Consider the following 16639-nt stretch of genomic DNA (forward strand, 5'->3'; position numbering starts at 1 on the left):
TTTTTAGAATTCAAAATCTCTTATATGATATAATTTCTTACTTTTGAATTAAATTAATATCACTTCGTTTTGGTTAAAAGTTTTTTTTGGGTTTTGTTATTTCTTTTTCTGACAGCATGCAGTAAAAATGAACAGCCGATAATTTCTTTTTACTATTGGAAAACCAACTTAAAATTTTCAGAAACAGAAAAGACTGCTTTAAAAGATAATGATGTACATAAACTGTATATCCGTTATTTTGATATTGGACTTCATCCTCAAACACAAAAGCCATTCCCGGTAAGCCCGATTCATTTTTATGAAGACATGAAGGAGTTTGAAATTGTTCCCGTTGTTTTTATTCAAAATAAAGTGATGCTGGATAAGAATCTTGATATTGAAGATCTGGCCGAAAAAACACTTCATTTAGTTACTGAAATCAATAACAAGAATAAAATTAATTGTGCCGAAATTCAAATTGACTGCGACTGGTCTTTGAATAGTAAAGACAATTATCTTAAATTTATTGAACAGATTAAAAAGCTTTCGAAGAAAAAACTTTCGGCCACCATTAGACTTCATCAGGTGAAATATTTTAAGAAAACTAAAATTCCAAATGTAGATAATGGTGTTTTGATGTTTTATAACATGGGAAGTATAGCGCCAGATTCGCTGAATTCTATTTACAGCCGAAAAATTTCTGAACGTTATCTTAAAAGTTTAAAGAAATATCCGCTTCATCTCGATTATGCACTGCCTATTTATTCGTGGGCAATTCATATTAGAAATCAGAAAGTTTTAGGGCTTCGTTCAAAGTTGAATTTCAGCGAACTCAAAAAAGATAAAAACTTCGAGCAGATAAGTCCGATATTTTTTAAAGTCAGACAATCTAATTACAAAAACGGTGTTTATTACGAAGAAAATGATCTCTTGAAAACAGAGACTATTTCTCCGGAAGATTTAAAAGAAATGGCTGAGGACTTAGACGATAATAAAGCTCAGTCTCCAAAAGAAATTATATTTTACGATTTAGACGAATTCAATTTAAATAATTATGAAAAGAATATTTTTAAGCAGGTTGTTTCTTGGTTTTAGTGCAGCTTTCCTTTTTGTGTACGGAATAATTTATGCCTGTGCCGATGGCGACTGGGATTATTTTGGTGCGTACAGTTCTAATTTTACTCCTGAAACTTTTGCAGACAAATCCTATTCGCCTTTGTTTTTGTCGGGCGGCATTTTCTACGGAATTGGGTTTGATACCCAGCATAATTCCCGTTTTAATAAAAACATAAAATCAGATTGGGCAGATTATCTTAAAGGAAAAGTAGATACGACGACAGTTAATTATTTTTTAATTGGAGACGAAAAACCAAGCTATTATTCTGATGATAAAAATACGATCAAAAACAAAGAAGAAGTAACCGATCTACACGTTTTTTATAAAACAGCAAAGGAAAATAAAAGTTCTCAAAAATGGGGAAAAAAGATTCCCTTGAAAGATGAAAAAGTAAAAAGCTTTGTTGAGTTTTTGTATTTGGCGCAAAAAATTGAAACCGTTTCAATTGGTAAAGATTATTGGAGTTATGAGCCAGTTGTGGCAGAAACTTTCAATGATGCCAAAATGATTCAGTCAATCGAGAATGTTTACAATACTATTTCAGACCCTTTTTTAAGAAACAGATATTGGTTTCTTACCATGAAAGCCCGTTTTTACAGTAACGATAAACAAAAAGCAATCGACTTTTTTAATAAAACAGAGGCTTCAGTACCTAAAAATGTTTTGTATTACCGCGCACTTGGATATGTTGCCGGAATCAATTATAAACAAAAGAAATATGCCGCATCAAATTATTTGTATGCGCAGGTTTTTGATAATTGCCCTGAACTAAGAGTGGTAACTGCTTATAGTTTTAGTCCAAAAAACGAAGCCGATTGGAATAAAGCGCTGACAATGGCAAAGAATAATAAAGAAAAAGCAGCGCTGTGGGCAATTCATGGATATTACAAAGATGAAAAACAGGCAATTGAAAAGATCTATGAATTAGATCCAAAAAGCGAGCACTTAAATTATTTAGGAACGAGATTGGTAAACAGGCTGGAAGAAACTATCAATAATTCGTTTCAGCAGGATGGCGGAGAAAATCAGCCAAAAAAACAACTTTCAATTGCTGAAAATAAAACACAAAATCAGGTTAAAGTTGATAAAAAAGCATTGGATTTAATCGCAAAAATTTCAGCCGCAGGAAATACAGACCGACCATATTTATGGGATTTGTCTCTGGGATATTTACAGACGCTAAAAGGAGATTATGCTAATGCCGACAAGAATTTTGATAAAGGGGTAAAAACACTTCCTAAAACTGAATTGGCAGGAATGCAGCTTCGTTTATTACGTTTTGTAAACAACTTAAGTAAAATTGATAAACTGACAGATAAAAACGAAAAAACAATTCTGGCCGATTTGAATTGGTTATACAATGAACTTCCTAAAACATATAAAGGTCAGGAGTTTCGTTATGTAAATGCTTCTGCATGGAGCAAAAGTTATTTATCGACACTTTATCGCGAAAAAGGAAATTTAGTTATGGCCGAGATTTTTGGCGAATCACGTTACAGTTATTGGAACGATGGAAATGCTTTTTATGATGATGAAAAAAATCTGCAAAGCATAAAAACATTTTTAGCGAAGTCAAATAAAACCGAAATTGAAAATATTGGAGCAGGAATTTATAGTTTGAAGTTAAAAGACATTAATAACTTTCAGGCAGTTCAGGCGGCTTTTAAAAATAAAATCCCTGAAGCGATTGAATTTATGAAACAGACAGATTCAGTTCAGTATTATAAATTTTTAGGAAATCCATTTAACGGAAGTATCAAAGATTGCCACGACTGCGATCATGCAGCGTATCAAAAAAGAAAATATACTCAGATGGATTTCTTAACGACAATTAAAGATATGCAGGACAAACTGGCTAAAAACGAAGATGTTTATACAAATAGTTTATTGTTAGGAAACGCATTTTATAATATTTCTCATTTTGGAAACGGAAGAACTTTTTATGAAATTACTATTGTGGGAGATGGCTCAAGTCCATACTCGTTTAGAGATTCTATGAAAAAGATGATTACAGACTGCAGTGTTTCAAAAATGTATTATCAAAAAGCTTTGCAGGCAGCGACAACAAAAGAGCAGAAAGCAAAATGTGTGTACTTAATTTCAAAATGCGAACGAAACGAATATTATAATAATAAATACAACAGCGTAAGATATTGGTGGGATGCAAATGATGATAAAGTTAACTTTATAGCCTGGAACGGATTTAAAACGCTTCAAAAAGACTATTCAGATACTAAATATTATCAGGATGTAATTGCAGAATGCGGTTATTTTAATACTTATGTTAACCAATTATAATAAAATCAAATGGTAAACAAAATAGAACATATTGGAATTGCTGTAAAAAATATGGATGATGCAAATGTATTGTTCGAGAAATTATTGGGCGTTCCGTCATACAAAGAAGAAACGGTAGAAAGTGAAGGTGTTTTGACTTCTTTCTTTCAAACCGGAACAAACAAAATTGAACTTTTGATGGCAACAAACCCAGAAAGTCCAATTGCAAAATTTTTAGAAAAGAAAGGCGAAGGAATTCATCATATCGCTTTTGATGTTGAAGATATTCATGCTGAAATTTCGCGCTTAAAAAACGAAGGTTTTGTGCTGATAAACGAAGTTCCGAAGAAAGGAGCCGACAATAAACTGGTCGTTTTTCTGCATCCGAAGAACACAAATGGCGTTTTGGTCGAGCTTTGCCAGGAAATTAAATAAAAAAAGATGATTTTTTATTTTAAATAATCTATTGAAAATCAATCTTGTTTTTAAAACAAATAGATTTAATTTAAATTAAATGAAAATCATGTCTTAAAATATTTGGAGTGAAGCAAAAATAGTAGTAATATTGCATCCTCTAAACCGGTCCTATAGCTCAGCTGGTTAGAGCACCTGACTCATAATCAGGTGGTCCCTGGTTCGAGCCCAGGTGGGACCACTTCTTTAGAATTGAAAGCCTTTACAGAAATGTAGAGGCTTTTTTTATGTTTGATTATAAAAAAGGATTGTATAAATTTAATTTCTTAAGAAGAAGAGTCTGTTTGAGATATGAATAATATCTTACAAAAGAATGTTTTGCAGGATATTTTTTTATCTTTGAAAAACAGATCCGCATGGCTTTATCTTTGAGCTTTTAGGGAATTAATACTATTATGGAACAGAAAATACATCAGGGAAGAAACGTAAAACGTTTTAGAGAAATGCTTAACATAAAGCAAGAGGCATTAGCTTATGATTTAGGGGAAGATTGGAATCAAAAGAAAATTTCTATGCTGGAGCAGAAAGATGTAATTGAAGATAATCTGCTTAAACAAATCTCTGCAGTTTTAAAGATTCCTGTTGAAGCTTTTCAGAATTTTGATGAAGAGCAGGCGGTGAATTTAATTTCATGTAATTTCTCGGATAATGCTATGTTCAATAACAGAATAGAAGTTTTTAATAACAATCCAATTGAGGAAATAAAAAAACTTCACGAAGAAAAAATCGTTTTGTTCGAGCGAATGCTGAAAGAGAAAGATGAAATGATACAAAGACTTGAAAAACTAATAAATAAATAATTCAAATTAAGGCTCAGCTAATAAGCTGGGCTTTTTTTTGATCTATTTTTTTTCGTGTAGTATTATTCTTTAAAATATTTACTTTTATATTTTTCTTTTAAAGATTGAGTAATAAATCAAATCATGAAATTAGATCAAAGAGATAACGGCTATTTCATTACTTCAAAAAAAACATTTGAAGGAAAACCTGTTGATGCCGCTTTTGTAAAGCAAGCTTTTGATTTTGCGTATGAAATGGTTTATGGAGAAGGATTTCATAGAATTAAAAGATCGGGCGGGCAGTTAAATCGCACGCCTTTGGAGATTTTTCAAAATACTTTTCAGGGAAAATTGGCAGAAATTATATTGTATGAAATTTTAAAACTCCAGAATATTGAAGTTGAAGAGCCAGATTTTAGTATTCACGGAAAAGGAGTCTGGGATGAAACCGATTTAAAAGCAAACGGAAAATTTATTTGTGTAAAGTCGGCCGCTTTTTTCTCTAATCTTTTGCTTTTGGAAACCAAAGATTGGAATTCAGAAGGTATGTATATTCCGAATCATGATCTTTCGAAAACGGCTGTTTATGATTATTTTGTTTTGGCTAGAATTAAACCTGATATAAAATTTATTTTAAAAGATATTCCTGAAAGCAAAGAAAATTTATGGCAGGAAATTGAAAAAGCAGTTTGGTTTTATGATATTCCGGGTTGTTGTTCTGTAAAAACAATTCGGCACATAATTAAAAATCAATATGTTATTCCTAAAAATGCTTTGCTGAACGGAAAAACCAAAATGGATGCTGAAAATTATTATATTCAATCTGGTAATTTGTATAATGTGGCTCGTTTATATTCGGGTTTAATAGAAAAATAGATTAAATTTATCATTCAAAGACAATTTAATCTTAACAAACGATGGATAATTTAACTCCTGAACAACGGAGAAAAAATATGCAGGCGATAAAAAGCACGGCTACAAAAGATGAGGTTCGTTTGGCTAAAGCTTTGTGGAAATTAGGTTATCGTTATCGCAAAAACAATAAAAAAATATTCGGTAAACCAGATTTAACTTTTGCCAATTATAAAATTGCTATTTTTATTGACAGCGAATTTTTTCACGGAAAAGATTGGGAAACACAGCAGCTTCGAATTAAATCGAATCGCGACTATTGGATTCCGAAAATCGAACGAAATATGAAACGTGATATTGAAGTCAATGAACATTTGCTTTCAAAAAATTGGAAAGTTTTACGGTTTTGGAGCAAAGAAATTCAAAAAGAATTAGAATCTTGCATCGAAAAAATTAGAGAAGAAATTGAACTTTCAAAATAAATAATGTTTCTACAAACTCAAACAAGTCAAAATATCGAAAATTACACAAGTGCTTTAAAGGCAATTGGTGCATTTTCGAATTTGTTTAGTTCATCAGACAAACCTTTTATTCAATACCGAGTTGCTGAAAATGCTTTTTGTAAAGCTTTTGGCGCCGATAATCTGGCGCGTGCAGATGTTGCATACGATGCCATAATAAACGGCTGCGGGGTTGGTATTAAAACATTTGTATTATCCGGAAGTTCAAAAATTGAGAAGGTTGCAGAATTTAATTCAAGAAGTTCTGAGCTTAGAATGTTGAAAGGTTTGGATCTGGCAAATAAACTAGCCGATTTTAGAAATGAAAGAATCGAATTTGCAGACCGACTTTATAATACTCAAAACAGAGTCTATCACATTATTGGCCGTGATAAATTATTGATTAAGGTTTTTGAAACTTCTTATGATTTAATCGATAAAAATTCAATTGAAATTCTGGAAGAAACAAAGAGTTCGCTTAAGTTTAAAGACGCTTTAAACGAATATAATTTTAATTTTTCTAAAAGCGTTTTAATGAAACGCTTCGTAATTCCTCAGGAATGTATTGAAATTAATGTTGAGATTTTAGAAGAGCCGATAAATGTACTTTTAAATCTGGCACAGCCAAGTTTAAACAAACAAACTGATGCTGCAAAAATAAAGCTTCAAAATGCTATTGGTTTGTTGACAGAAGAAGAGCTGATTCCGTTTGTAGATTATGTTATTCTGCCTTTGTATTCTCCCGAAGCCAAAAAGAAATTAAAAGAGCCGATTGTGCCCATAAAAAGTCAGTTGAATCAATGGAACGCAGGCGGAAGAAAAAGAGATCCGGGAGAAGTCTATATTTCGATACCTTCAAAAATAAGAAATAACGCTCCGGATTTTTTTCCAGAAAAAGATGTTATTTTTAATCTTAAAATTCCCAATGGCAAAGTTCTTTCGGCAAAAGTCTGCCAGGACGGAAGCAAAGCTTTAATGACAAATCCAAACAAAGCCATGGCCGACTGGATGCTTCGCGACGTTTTAATGCTCAACGAAAACGAAGTTCTGACTTATGACAAACTCAGAAAAATTGGTTACGACAGCGTGAAAATTACAAAATCAACAGAGCACGACTATTTTATAGATTTTACCAAATTAGACGAATACGAATCTTTTATAGAAAAAATATCAGAAACTCAGGACGGACAGTTTAAGCTTTTTCTTTAGATTTTTTCGTTTTCTTCGATTCTACTTTTTCAAGTACTTTGTAAATTTCAGATGCCAGTCTTTCGATCACAGGCATGCTTACAGAGTTTCCAGCCTGTTTATACAAATGTGAATTTGAAATAGCAGGAAGTTTAAAATCATCAGGAAAACCCTGAAATCTAAAACATTCTCTTGGGGTTAGTTTTCTAAAACCAAAATCGGTTGTAATAAGCGGTACATTGTGGCCGCCGGTTCCCATATTGGCAGTAAGGGTAGGGCAAACGCTCGATTTGTTTTCACGAACATATTGTCGTCTAAACTGATAAATTCTATCCTTGTTTGTAATAGATTCTCTCAGCATATCATACATGTATTTGTCTTCGTGATAGTAAAATTTCTCGTCGACTTTTTCTTTGGTAATTAAATCCTTGATCGATTTGGTTAAATCTTCTTTTTCAGGAAAATGAAACTCAAATTTATCGTCTTTAATATAATCTTTATCAAAAGCAACAATGAAAATCCTCTCTCTGTTATGAGGAATGTTCCCAAAGTCTTTGGTATTCAAAACTGCACTGTCAAAAGTATAACCGCGTTTTCTGATTTCGTTTTCAATAACTTTGATAGTGTTTCCTTTATCGTGCCCTTTTAGGTTTTTTACGTTTTCAAGAAAAATAACATTTGGACGCATTTCATCTACAAAATCCAAAATTTTAAAGAAATGATTTCCTCTGCTGTCTTCAAAACCTTTTCGATAGCCGGCAACCGAAAATGGCTGACAAGGAAATCCTGCAGTTAAAATGTCTATTTTTTTAAGCGAAGTAACGTCCAGAGCCATTACATCACCTTCAATAAGATTATGTTCGAAATTATTTTTGTAGGTTGTGCAGGCATTTTTGTCAAATTCATTTGCCCATTCTAGTTCAAACCCAGCTTTTTTAAAACCCAAACATATACCGCCTACACCAGCATACAAACTTCCAACTGTTTTCTTCATTTACTATTTGTCCTGATTTAATGAAAAGACCTTTTTAGGTTCTCTTATAATTATGCAAATATATTAATTCGCGGACACTTGATCAATGTGAGAATTTAAAAAGAAAAATAAGTCTGTTTTAAATGGAATTATTTACAGTTCTTTCTGACTTATTTGAGATTTTGAAATTTTTTTTCAAATTTTTTTTTTTCTGATATTTTTTAAATTATAAAACAAAGTGTATTTTTATACAGGTATGAATTTTAGATAATAAACACTAGTAAAGCCCCGTTTAATAGAGTATTACAAAGGAAAAAAAGATTTTTATTTGTTGTTATATTGAATAAGATGAATAATAAAAAATCCAAATTGCATTATAATACGTATGTTAAGGTTGTAAGGTCTTTTTAGTTATAAAGTTGTTTTTTTCTAAAAATCATATATTTTTGCCAAAGAATTTCCATGAAAGCGTTTTTTTATGAGGAATTTGAATGAAAAATATTTGCCATTATTGTTATAGTATTGATTTTCAGCGCCCTAAGTTTATGAAGATAATAAGAATTATTTTTTTAGTATTTTTTCTAGTATTAAATGTGTCGAATATTATGGCCCAAGGTGGTCCACCTTCGCCTGGAGGTGATCCAGAGGGACCTTTAGAAGGTCCAATAAATGAAGATCTGCCTTATTTAATTGCTGCCGGATTATTATTGGGTACAGCAGTTATATATCGAAATAAAATAAAAAAAGCTTCAATTTAAATTGAAGCTTTTTTTATGCAGTAAATTTTCTTTCTTATTTGTTTATCGAGTAAAGTCTCGAAATGTATTTTCCAACAACATCAAATTCTAAATTTATTTTTGTTCCAACTTTAAAATCTTTAAAGTTAGTATTCTCAAAAGTATAAGGTATTATCGAAACACTGAATTCGTTTGTTTGAGAATTTACAACTGTTAAGCTTACCCCGTTAACAGTAATAGATCCTTTTTCGATAGTTATGTTGTTGAGGTTTTTATCGTATTCAAAAGTATAATTCCAGCTGCCGTTAGCTTCTTCTATCTTTGTACATACGCCGGTTTGGTCTACATGTCCCTGTACAATATGTCCGTCGAGGCGGTCGCCGAGTTTCATTCCTCTTTCCAGATTTACAATATCGTTTACTTTCCAGTCGCCAATATTGGTCTTTAAGATTGTTTCTTCGATTGCGGTAACAGTATAAAAAGAATCTTTTATAGCAACAACTGTAAGGCATATTCCGTTATGCGATACACTTTGGTCAATTTTTAATTCGTTTGTAATTGATGAGTCAACTGTAACGTGTAAGTTGTTTTTATCTTTTTGTATTTCGTGAATCCTTCCAAGGGTTTCAATAATTCCTGTAAACATTGTGGTTTTATTTTACTAAATTTGCACATCAAAATTAGTAATAAATAAGCTGAGCTCATGAATAAAAAAGCAGAAAATATAATTGTTGGAATTTCAGTAGGAGATTTAAACGGTATTGGAAGCGAAGTTATACTAAAAACATTCGAAGATTCAAGAATGTTAGAATTGTGTACACCGGTTATTTTCGCAAATGCTAAAATACTTTCTTTTGTTAAAAAAAGTTTTACATCTACGGTTCAATTTCATGGTGTAGATAAATTAGATCAAATTATTCCGGGAAAAGTAAATGTTTATAACCTTTGGAAAGAAGGAGTAGATATTAATTTTGGAACTAATGATGAGAAAATTGGAGGATATGCAATAAAATCGTTTGTTGCGGCTACCAAGGCTCTAAAAGAAGATCTGATTGATGTTTTGGTCACGGCACCAATTAATAAATATAACATCCAGTCAGAAGATTTTAAATTTCCCGGACATACAGATTATTTAGATCAGGAGTTAGAAGGAAATGCGCTGATGATGATGGTTCAGGATAACCTAAGAGTTGGATTGTTAACGGATCATGTACCGTTAAATCAGGTTTCTTCTCATTTAACAGAAGAATTAATAGTTAGAAAAATCGAAACTATTAAAAAATCTTTGATTCAGGATTTTAGTATCGTAAAGCCAAAAATTGCAGTTTTAGGATTAAATCCGCATTGTGGAGACGGCGGTGTAATTGGAAAAGAAGACGATTTAGTTTTAAAACCTGTTTTGAAAAAAATATTTGACAGCGGTACTTTGGTTTTTGGACCTTTTTCTGCAGATGGATTTTTTGGAAGTGGACAATATGAGAAATATGATGCAGTTGTGGCAACTTATCACGATCAGGGATTAATACCTTTTAAAACATTGTCGTTTGGTAAAGGAGTTAACTATACAGCGGGATTAAATAGAGTAAGAACTTCGCCGGATCATGGTACAGGTTATGATATTGCCGGAAAAGACATGGCAGATTTCAACTCGTTTAAAGAAGCCGTTTATCTGGCATTGGATATTTTTCGCTCGCGTAATCAGTATGAGGAGATTAGCGAAAAACCTCTAAAAATAAAAGAAAAACAGTTATAAACAAAAAAAGGTCAATAAGATTATTAGATTTATAATAATTTTATATCTTTGCACCCCAATTCAGATATGTAGTTTTGTATTTGGATTGTACAAATTGATGTTGAAATGAGCAAATCAAAAGAATTTTTAATTCCTTTCGTAGGATTAAAGCTGGGAAAACACCATTTTGAATATCAAATAGATAACACGTTCTTTAAGGACTTTGAATACGATGAGTTTCAAAGTGCAGATATTAAAGTCGATTTGATTTTCGATAAGAAAAGCAACATGTTAGAGTTAGAATTCAAACACAAAGGAACTGTAAATGTACCTTGTGATCTAACAAGCGAAGATTTTGATCTTCCTTTAAAAGGGAAAATGAAATTAATTGTGCGCTTTGGAGATGAATTTAACGATGATAATGAAGAATTGTTGATTTTGCCGCATGGAGAACATGAATTAGATGTGTCACAATACATTTATGAAATGATTGCACTTTCAGTGCCCCAAAAAAGAATTCATCCGGGAGTTAAAGACGGTACATTACAAACCGAAGCTTTAAACAAACTAAATGAATTAAGCGTAAAAGAACAAAAGGAAGAGAGTAAACAAGAAGAAGATATTGACCCGCGTTGGGAAAAATTAAAGAAACTATTAACGGATAAATAATATAGTAAAATGGCACATCCTAAGAGAAAAACCTCGAAAACAAGAAGAGATAAGAGAAGAACACACTATAAAGCTACTGTAGCTCAAATCGCTACATGTCCTATTACAGGTGAAGCACATTTATACCACAGAGCTTACTGGCATGAAGGTAAAATGTACTACAGAGGGCAAGTTGTTATCGATAAATCTGAAGCGGTTGCTTAATACGTTTTTGTAAATTATACTAGAACTCTCACATAGTGAGAGTTTTTTTTGTTGGTTATAATTTTTGTTTTTTAAGAAAATACAGGCAAATTCGTTTTAATTTTTTTTGTAATTTTCGAGTCTTTTAAAAATTTTTCAAATACTAATATTTGAAAGGAAATAATAGAATATAATGAATACAATCACAGCCGCAATTACCGCTGTTGGAGGCTACGTTCCAGACTTTGTGCTTTCAAACAAAGTGTTGGAAACAATGGTAGATACCAATGACGAATGGATTACCACTCGTACAGGAATTAAAGAAAGAAGAATTCTTAAAGATCCTGATAAAGGTACATCTTACCTTGCCATACAAGCAGCACAGGATTTAATAGCAAAAGCTAATATCGATCCTCTTGAAATTGATATGGTTATTATGGCAACTGCAACACCAGATATGATGGTAGCTTCAACAGGAGTTTATGTTGCAACAGAAATTGGAGCTGTTAATGCATTTGCATACGATTTGCAGGCAGCTTGTTCAAGTTTCTTATACGGAATGTCTACTGCTGCGGCTTATGTACAATCTGGAAGATATAAAAAAGTTCTTTTAATTGGTGCCGATAAAATGTCATCAATTGTAGATTACACAGACAGAGCAACTTGTATTATTTTTGGTGATGGAGCAGGAGCAGTTTTGTTTGAGCCAAATTACGAAGGTCTTGGTCTGCAAGACGAATATTTAAGAAGTGATGGTGTAGGACGCGATTTTCTTAAAATACCAGCCGGAGGATCTTTAATTCCAGCTTCAGAGGATACTGTGAAAAACAGACAACACAATATTATGCAGGATGGTAAAACAGTTTTTAAATATGCTGTAACCAATATGGCTGATGCCAGCGAACTAATCTTGCAAAGAAACAATTTAACGAATCAGGATGTTGATTGGTTAGTGCCTCACCAGGCAAACAAACGCATCATCGATGCAACTGCAGGAAGACTAGAGTTAGAAGAGTCTAAAGTACTAGTTAATATCGAGAGATATGGTAATACAACTTCAGGAACATTACCTTTGGTATTAAGCGATTTTGAAAATCAATTCAAAAAAGGAGATAATATTATTTTAGCAGCATTTGGAGGTGGATTCACTTGGGGATCTATTTACCTAAAATGGGCTTACGATAAGAAATAAATTAAAACTAAAATCGAATCATTATGGATTTAAAAGAAATTCAAAACCTAATCAAATTTGTAGCAAATTCGGGCGTTGCAGAAGTGAAGTTAGAAATGGATGATGTAAAAATCACTATTAGAACAACTTTAGAAACAAATGTAACTGAAGCTACTTATGTTCAGCAATTACCTGCTCAGGCTGCATTGCCTCAAGCAACACCACAAGTTACTTCTCCAGTAGTTGTAAACGTACCGGCTGAAACTCAAGCTCCTGCTGCTGATAATTCTAAATATGTTACTATAAAATCTCCAATCATTGGAACATTCTATAGAAAACCATCTCCAGACAAACCAGTTTTCACTGAAGTTGGAAGCACTGTTGCTAAAGGAGAGGTTCTTTGCGTAATTGAAGCAATGAAATTATTCAACGAAATTGAATCAGAAGTTTCAGGTAAAATTGTGAAAATTCTTGTTGACGATATGTCTCCAGTTGAATTTGATCAACCTTTATTCTTAGTAGATCCATCATAAATAAATTTAGATTTTAGATTTTAGATTTTAGATCGATCTGACAGAATTAATACATCAGGCATCTAAAATTATCTAATTATCAAATTGTCTAATTATCTAATTAAAATAAGATGTTTAAAAAAATATTAATTGCGAATAGAGGAGAAATTGCACTTCGTGTAATTCGTACGTGCAAGGAAATGGGAATCAAAACTGTTGCAGTTTATTCTACAGCAGATGCAGAAAGTCTGCACGTTAAATTTGCAGATGAAGCGGTTTGTATTGGTCCTCCTCCAAGTAACTTATCGTATTTAAAAATGTCAAACATTATTGCTGCTGCAGAAATTACAAATGCAGATGCAATACACCCAGGATACGGTTTCCTTTCTGAGAATGCTAAATTCTCAAAAATTTGTCAAGAGCACGGAATCAAATTTATTGGTGCGGCTCCTGAAATGATCGACAGAATGGGAGATAAAGCTTCTGCAAAAGCTACAATGAAAGCAGCAGGAGTTCCATGTGTGCCAGGTTCAGACGGATTATTAGAATCTTACGAACATGCACAAAAAACAGCAGCGGAGATTGGTTACCCAGTAATGATGAAAGCTACTGCCGGTGGTGGTGGAAAAGGAATGCGTGCTATCTGGAAAGAAGATGAGCTTTTAAAAGCTTGGGAAAGCGCACGTCAGGAAGCTGCTGCAGCATTTGGAAATGACGGAATGTACATGGAGAAACTTATTGAAGAACCGCGTCATATCGAAATTCAGGTCGTTGGAGATTCTTATGGAAAAGCATGTCACCTTTCTGAAAGAGACTGCTCAGTACAACGTCGTCACCAAAAACTTACTGAAGAAACACCTTCACCTTTCATGACAGATGACTTACGTACAAGAATGGGAGAAGCTGCTGTAAAAGCTGCTGAATTCATTAAATACGAAGGAGCTGGAACTGTAGAGTTTCTTGTTGACAAACATAGAAACTTCTATTTCATGGAAATGAATACACGTATTCAGGTTGAGCACCCTATTACTGAACAAGTAATTGATTACGATTTAATTCGTGAGCAGATTATGGTTGCTGCCGGAATTCCAATTTCTGGAAAAAACTACCTTCCAGAATTACACGCTATTGAATGTCGTATTAATGCCGAAGATCCTTATAATGATTTCCGTCCTTCACCAGGAAAAATTACTACGCTTCATATGCCGGGAGGTCATGGAGTTCGTTTAGATACTCACGTTTACTCAGGTTATAGTATTCCGCCAAATTACGATTCTATGATTGCTAAGTTAATTACAACTGCGCAGTCTCGTGAAGAAGCTATCAGCAAAATGCGAAGAGCTCTTGATGAGTTTGTAATTGAAGGTGTGAAAACTACAATACCTTTCCACAGACAATTAATGGATGATCCAAAATATATTGCAGGAGATTATACAACTGCATTTATGGATACTTTTAAAATGAATAGTCCAGAATAATTTAAAGGCCGTCAATATTGACGGCCTTTTTTGTTCTAAAATAAATTTTTTTGTCAATAAGCTTGTTTTAATTTTGATAAGTTTTATTGTTTTTTAATTGAAGTAAACACTAATTGTGTATACTTTTTACACACTGTTTTACCAGTTTACACACTTTTCTATATTTTTCATTTTTTGGCATAAAGCTCCAAATCCCTTTAATAACAAGGCTTTATGTAGGTTTTAGTAGTAATGTTTGGTTTTCGGCACAATAGTTTCTTTATCTAAAGTGTAAAACAAACTATTAACTATTAAAATATACACATTATGAAAAATTTATTTTTATCAGCCGCGATCGTTTTAGGAGGTTTGACATCTTTTGCTTCTACAACTCCAATTACAAACTCTATTATAAAAGTTATTTCAGTTGCAGATGATTATACTGAAATTAAATTAGAAGAATTACCAGCACCAATTGTTGAGGCTTTGAAAAAAGCATATCCAGATGCTGTAATTACTAAAGCATACAAAAACGAGAAATCAGAGTATAAATTAGACGTAACAGTAGGAGACAAAGTAGGTAATCTATTCGCTAATGCTGACGGAACCTGGATTAAAAAATAATCCAAAAAACTCTAAGAGTAAAAAACTATTCAAACAATCTAACTTAGGTTCTTATGGAAATCCAGATTAAGAATACTAAAATTAAATTAACAATATTAAAATATCACTATCATGAAAAATTTATTTTTATCAGCCGCAATCGTTTTGGGAGGTTTAACATCATTTGCTTCAACTTCTCCAATTTCAAATACAATCGTAAAAGAAGTATCATTTCAAGATGATTATACAGAAGTAGCAGTAACAGAAGTACCGGCAGCGGTAACAGATGCACTTAAAAAAGCATATCCAGATGCAGTTCTTAATAAAGCATACAAAAACAGTGCTTCTCAATATAAATTAGAAGTAACAGTTGGAGACAAAGTAGGTTCTCTTTATGCTAATGCAGATGGAACTTGGGTAAAAAAATAAAAAACTAACCCTAAAAAACTATTATTATGAAAAAGCTAATATTATCGGCAGCAATCCTTTTAGGAGGGCTGTCAATGCAGGCAGAAAATACTGTTTTAACCACCACGACAGTAAATTCAGTAAACTATCAGGATGATTATAAAGAAGTCGACGCCGTTCCGGCAGCGATTAAAAAATCTCTGGATGATGCTTATCCGGGTGTAAAACTTGAAAAAGCATTTGTGAATTCAAATAAAGAATACAAGATTGAAATCACAGTAAGAGGAGAAAAATCGATTGTTTACACTGATGCAACAGGGAACATCCTTAAAAAATAATTATAAAAATTAAGCATTATGAAAAAATTAATCTTATCAGCAGCAATTATTTTGGGAGGTTTGTCTGTACAGGCAGCTGTTCCATCACAAGTGAATTCAATAATTGCATCAGTCAATATCCAGGACGGATATACTGAAGTTACTGCAGATGCTGTACCAGCAGCTGTAAAGTCAACAATTGAAAAATCATTTCCAGGTACAAAACTTGAAAAAGCGTACAAAAACGACAAGAATGAGTACAAACTTGAAATTTCAAGCGGTGACAAAAAGTATACTGTATTTACAGATGCTTCAGGAAATATCATTAAAAAATAATTAAACACAGAGCAATATGAAAAAGTTAGCCATCTCAGCAGCTATTATTTTAGGAAGTTTGTCAATTCCTGCATTAGCAGAAATAACTCCAAATGAAGTAAATACATCGATTTCTGTTCAAACAGAATATACTGAAGTTACTACAGATGCTGTACCGGCGGCTGTAAAAACTGCTCTGCAAACTGCTTATCCAAATGCAAAATTGGTAAAAGCGTATGTTAATGATAAAAAAGAATACAAATTAGAAATATCAGTTGGTGACCAAAAGGCTACTGTGTATTCAGATGTCAATGGCAACTGGTTGAAGATATAAATTAGGTGAAATTAGATTTATGTTTTTGGTGAAAAAGAGATTGCATCGTGCAATCTCTTTTT

At 32.6% G+C, this 16639-nt stretch carries 21 protein-coding genes and 1 tRNA gene; 20 read left to right on the forward strand and 2 right to left on the reverse strand.

Annotated features, from left to right (window positions below):
• Positions 1–93: 93 nt before the first annotated feature.
• The 8 genes from ACTJIW_RS10150 to ACTJIW_RS10185 all read left to right on the forward strand — a co-directional run bounded on the left by ACTJIW_RS10150 (position 94) and on the right by ACTJIW_RS10185 (position 7187).
• Entirely contained in the window at positions 94–1074 is a 981-nt protein-coding gene (locus ACTJIW_RS10150) for a hypothetical protein (protein WP_440716153.1), read from the forward strand.
• The gene (locus ACTJIW_RS10155; RefSeq protein WP_440716152.1) at positions 1034–3394 is read left to right on the forward strand and encodes a hypothetical protein; all 2361 of its coding nucleotides are present in this window, start codon (positions 1034–1036) and stop codon (positions 3392–3394) included. The genes ACTJIW_RS10150 and ACTJIW_RS10155 overlap by 41 nt, the downstream gene beginning before the upstream one ends.
• 9 nt (positions 3395–3403) lie before the next feature.
• Complete coding sequence (mce, locus tag ACTJIW_RS10160; RefSeq protein ID WP_121359939.1) at positions 3404–3808, forward strand: methylmalonyl-CoA epimerase; 405 nt, start codon at positions 3404–3406, stop codon at positions 3806–3808.
• A gap of 146 nt (positions 3809–3954) precedes the next feature.
• Positions 3955–4028 (forward strand) — tRNA-Ile (locus ACTJIW_RS10165).
• Positions 4029–4242: 214 nt separating this feature from the next.
• Positions 4243–4647: a helix-turn-helix domain-containing protein gene (locus ACTJIW_RS10170; RefSeq protein ID WP_073410658.1), complete on the forward strand. Its 405-nt coding sequence runs from the start codon at positions 4243–4245 to the stop codon at positions 4645–4647.
• Positions 4648–4770: 123 nt separating this feature from the next.
• The gene (locus ACTJIW_RS10175) at positions 4771–5502 is read left to right on the forward strand and encodes a hypothetical protein (protein WP_440716151.1); all 732 of its coding nucleotides are present in this window, start codon (positions 4771–4773) and stop codon (positions 5500–5502) included.
• 41 nt (positions 5503–5543) lie between these two features.
• The gene (locus ACTJIW_RS10180; RefSeq protein WP_044047453.1) at positions 5544–5960 is read left to right on the forward strand and encodes a very short patch repair endonuclease; all 417 of its coding nucleotides are present in this window, start codon (positions 5544–5546) and stop codon (positions 5958–5960) included.
• A 3-nt stretch (positions 5961–5963) separates the two neighbouring features.
• A complete protein-coding gene (locus tag ACTJIW_RS10185; protein ID WP_440716150.1) occupies positions 5964–7187 on the forward strand; it encodes a restriction endonuclease in 1224 nt (407 codons plus the stop codon).
• Here the strand turns inward: ACTJIW_RS10185 and dcm are convergent.
• Positions 7171–8160, reverse strand: a complete 990-nt coding sequence (gene dcm, locus ACTJIW_RS10190) for a DNA (cytosine-5-)-methyltransferase (protein WP_440716149.1) — start codon at positions 8158–8160, stop codon at positions 7171–7173. The two genes, ACTJIW_RS10185 and dcm, sit on opposite strands and share 17 nt — an antisense overlap.
• Before the next feature lie 584 nt (positions 8161–8744).
• On the opposite strand from dcm, the gene ACTJIW_RS10195 reads away from it, so the two are divergent.
• Positions 8745–8897 carry a hypothetical protein gene (locus tag ACTJIW_RS10195; RefSeq protein ID WP_440716148.1) on the forward strand — a complete coding sequence of 51 codons (153 nt, stop codon included), beginning with the start codon at positions 8745–8747 and terminating at the stop codon, positions 8895–8897.
• 34 nt (positions 8898–8931) lie between these two features.
• On the opposite strand, the gene ACTJIW_RS10200 is transcribed toward ACTJIW_RS10195, so the two are convergent.
• Positions 8932–9522 (reverse strand): riboflavin synthase, encoded by a 591-nt coding sequence (locus ACTJIW_RS10200; protein WP_012022739.1) that lies wholly within the window; start codon positions 9520–9522, stop codon positions 8932–8934.
• 57 nt (positions 9523–9579) lie between these two features.
• Here ACTJIW_RS10200 and pdxA point away from each other — a divergent pair, with 57 nt between their 5' ends.
• The 11 genes from pdxA (at position 9580) to ACTJIW_RS10255 (ending at position 16577) form a co-directional block, all read left to right on the forward strand.
• Positions 9580–10629 carry a 4-hydroxythreonine-4-phosphate dehydrogenase PdxA gene (gene pdxA, locus ACTJIW_RS10205; protein ID WP_073410652.1) on the forward strand — a complete coding sequence of 350 codons (1050 nt, stop codon included), beginning with the start codon at positions 9580–9582 and terminating at the stop codon, positions 10627–10629.
• A 105-nt stretch (positions 10630–10734) separates the two neighbouring features.
• Positions 10735–11277 carry a YceD family protein gene (locus ACTJIW_RS10210; protein WP_012022737.1) on the forward strand — a complete coding sequence of 181 codons (543 nt, stop codon included), beginning with the start codon at positions 10735–10737 and terminating at the stop codon, positions 11275–11277.
• A gap of 9 nt (positions 11278–11286) precedes the next feature.
• Positions 11287–11481, forward strand: a complete 195-nt coding sequence (gene rpmF, locus ACTJIW_RS10215; protein ID WP_008465217.1) for a 50S ribosomal protein L32 — start codon at positions 11287–11289, stop codon at positions 11479–11481.
• Positions 11482–11653: 172 nt separating this feature from the next.
• Positions 11654–12652, forward strand: coding sequence for a beta-ketoacyl-ACP synthase III (locus ACTJIW_RS10220; protein WP_440716147.1), 999 nt, complete (start codon positions 11654–11656; stop codon positions 12650–12652).
• Positions 12653–12675: 23 nt separating this feature from the next.
• On the forward strand, positions 12676–13164 hold the full coding sequence (gene accB / locus ACTJIW_RS10225; protein ID WP_440716146.1) for an acetyl-CoA carboxylase biotin carboxyl carrier protein: 489 nt from the start codon (positions 12676–12678) through the stop codon (positions 13162–13164).
• 110 nt (positions 13165–13274) lie between these two features.
• Positions 13275–14621, forward strand: a complete 1347-nt coding sequence (gene accC, locus ACTJIW_RS10230; protein WP_012022734.1) for an acetyl-CoA carboxylase biotin carboxylase subunit — start codon at positions 13275–13277, stop codon at positions 14619–14621.
• Positions 14622–14927: 306 nt separating this feature from the next.
• The gene (locus ACTJIW_RS10235) at positions 14928–15224 is read left to right on the forward strand and encodes a hypothetical protein (RefSeq protein WP_012022733.1); all 297 of its coding nucleotides are present in this window, start codon (positions 14928–14930) and stop codon (positions 15222–15224) included.
• A 111-nt stretch (positions 15225–15335) separates the two neighbouring features.
• On the forward strand, positions 15336–15632 hold the full coding sequence (locus tag ACTJIW_RS10240; protein WP_073410651.1) for a hypothetical protein: 297 nt from the start codon (positions 15336–15338) through the stop codon (positions 15630–15632).
• Positions 15633–15658: 26 nt separating this feature from the next.
• Entirely contained in the window at positions 15659–15949 is a 291-nt protein-coding gene (locus ACTJIW_RS10245; RefSeq protein ID WP_012022731.1) for a hypothetical protein, read from the forward strand.
• Between the two features lie 18 nt (positions 15950–15967).
• Positions 15968–16264 carry a PepSY-like domain-containing protein gene (locus ACTJIW_RS10250; protein ID WP_012022730.1) on the forward strand — a complete coding sequence of 99 codons (297 nt, stop codon included), beginning with the start codon at positions 15968–15970 and terminating at the stop codon, positions 16262–16264.
• 16 nt (positions 16265–16280) lie between these two features.
• A complete protein-coding gene (locus ACTJIW_RS10255) occupies positions 16281–16577 on the forward strand; it encodes a hypothetical protein (RefSeq protein WP_440716145.1) in 297 nt (98 codons plus the stop codon).
• Positions 16578–16639 lie beyond the last annotated feature (62 nt).

Origin of the sequence: Flavobacterium sp. 22659 (assembly GCF_052044235.1) — a bacterium.
GTDB classification, from domain to species: domain Bacteria; phylum Bacteroidota; class Bacteroidia; order Flavobacteriales; family Flavobacteriaceae; genus Flavobacterium; species Flavobacterium johnsoniae.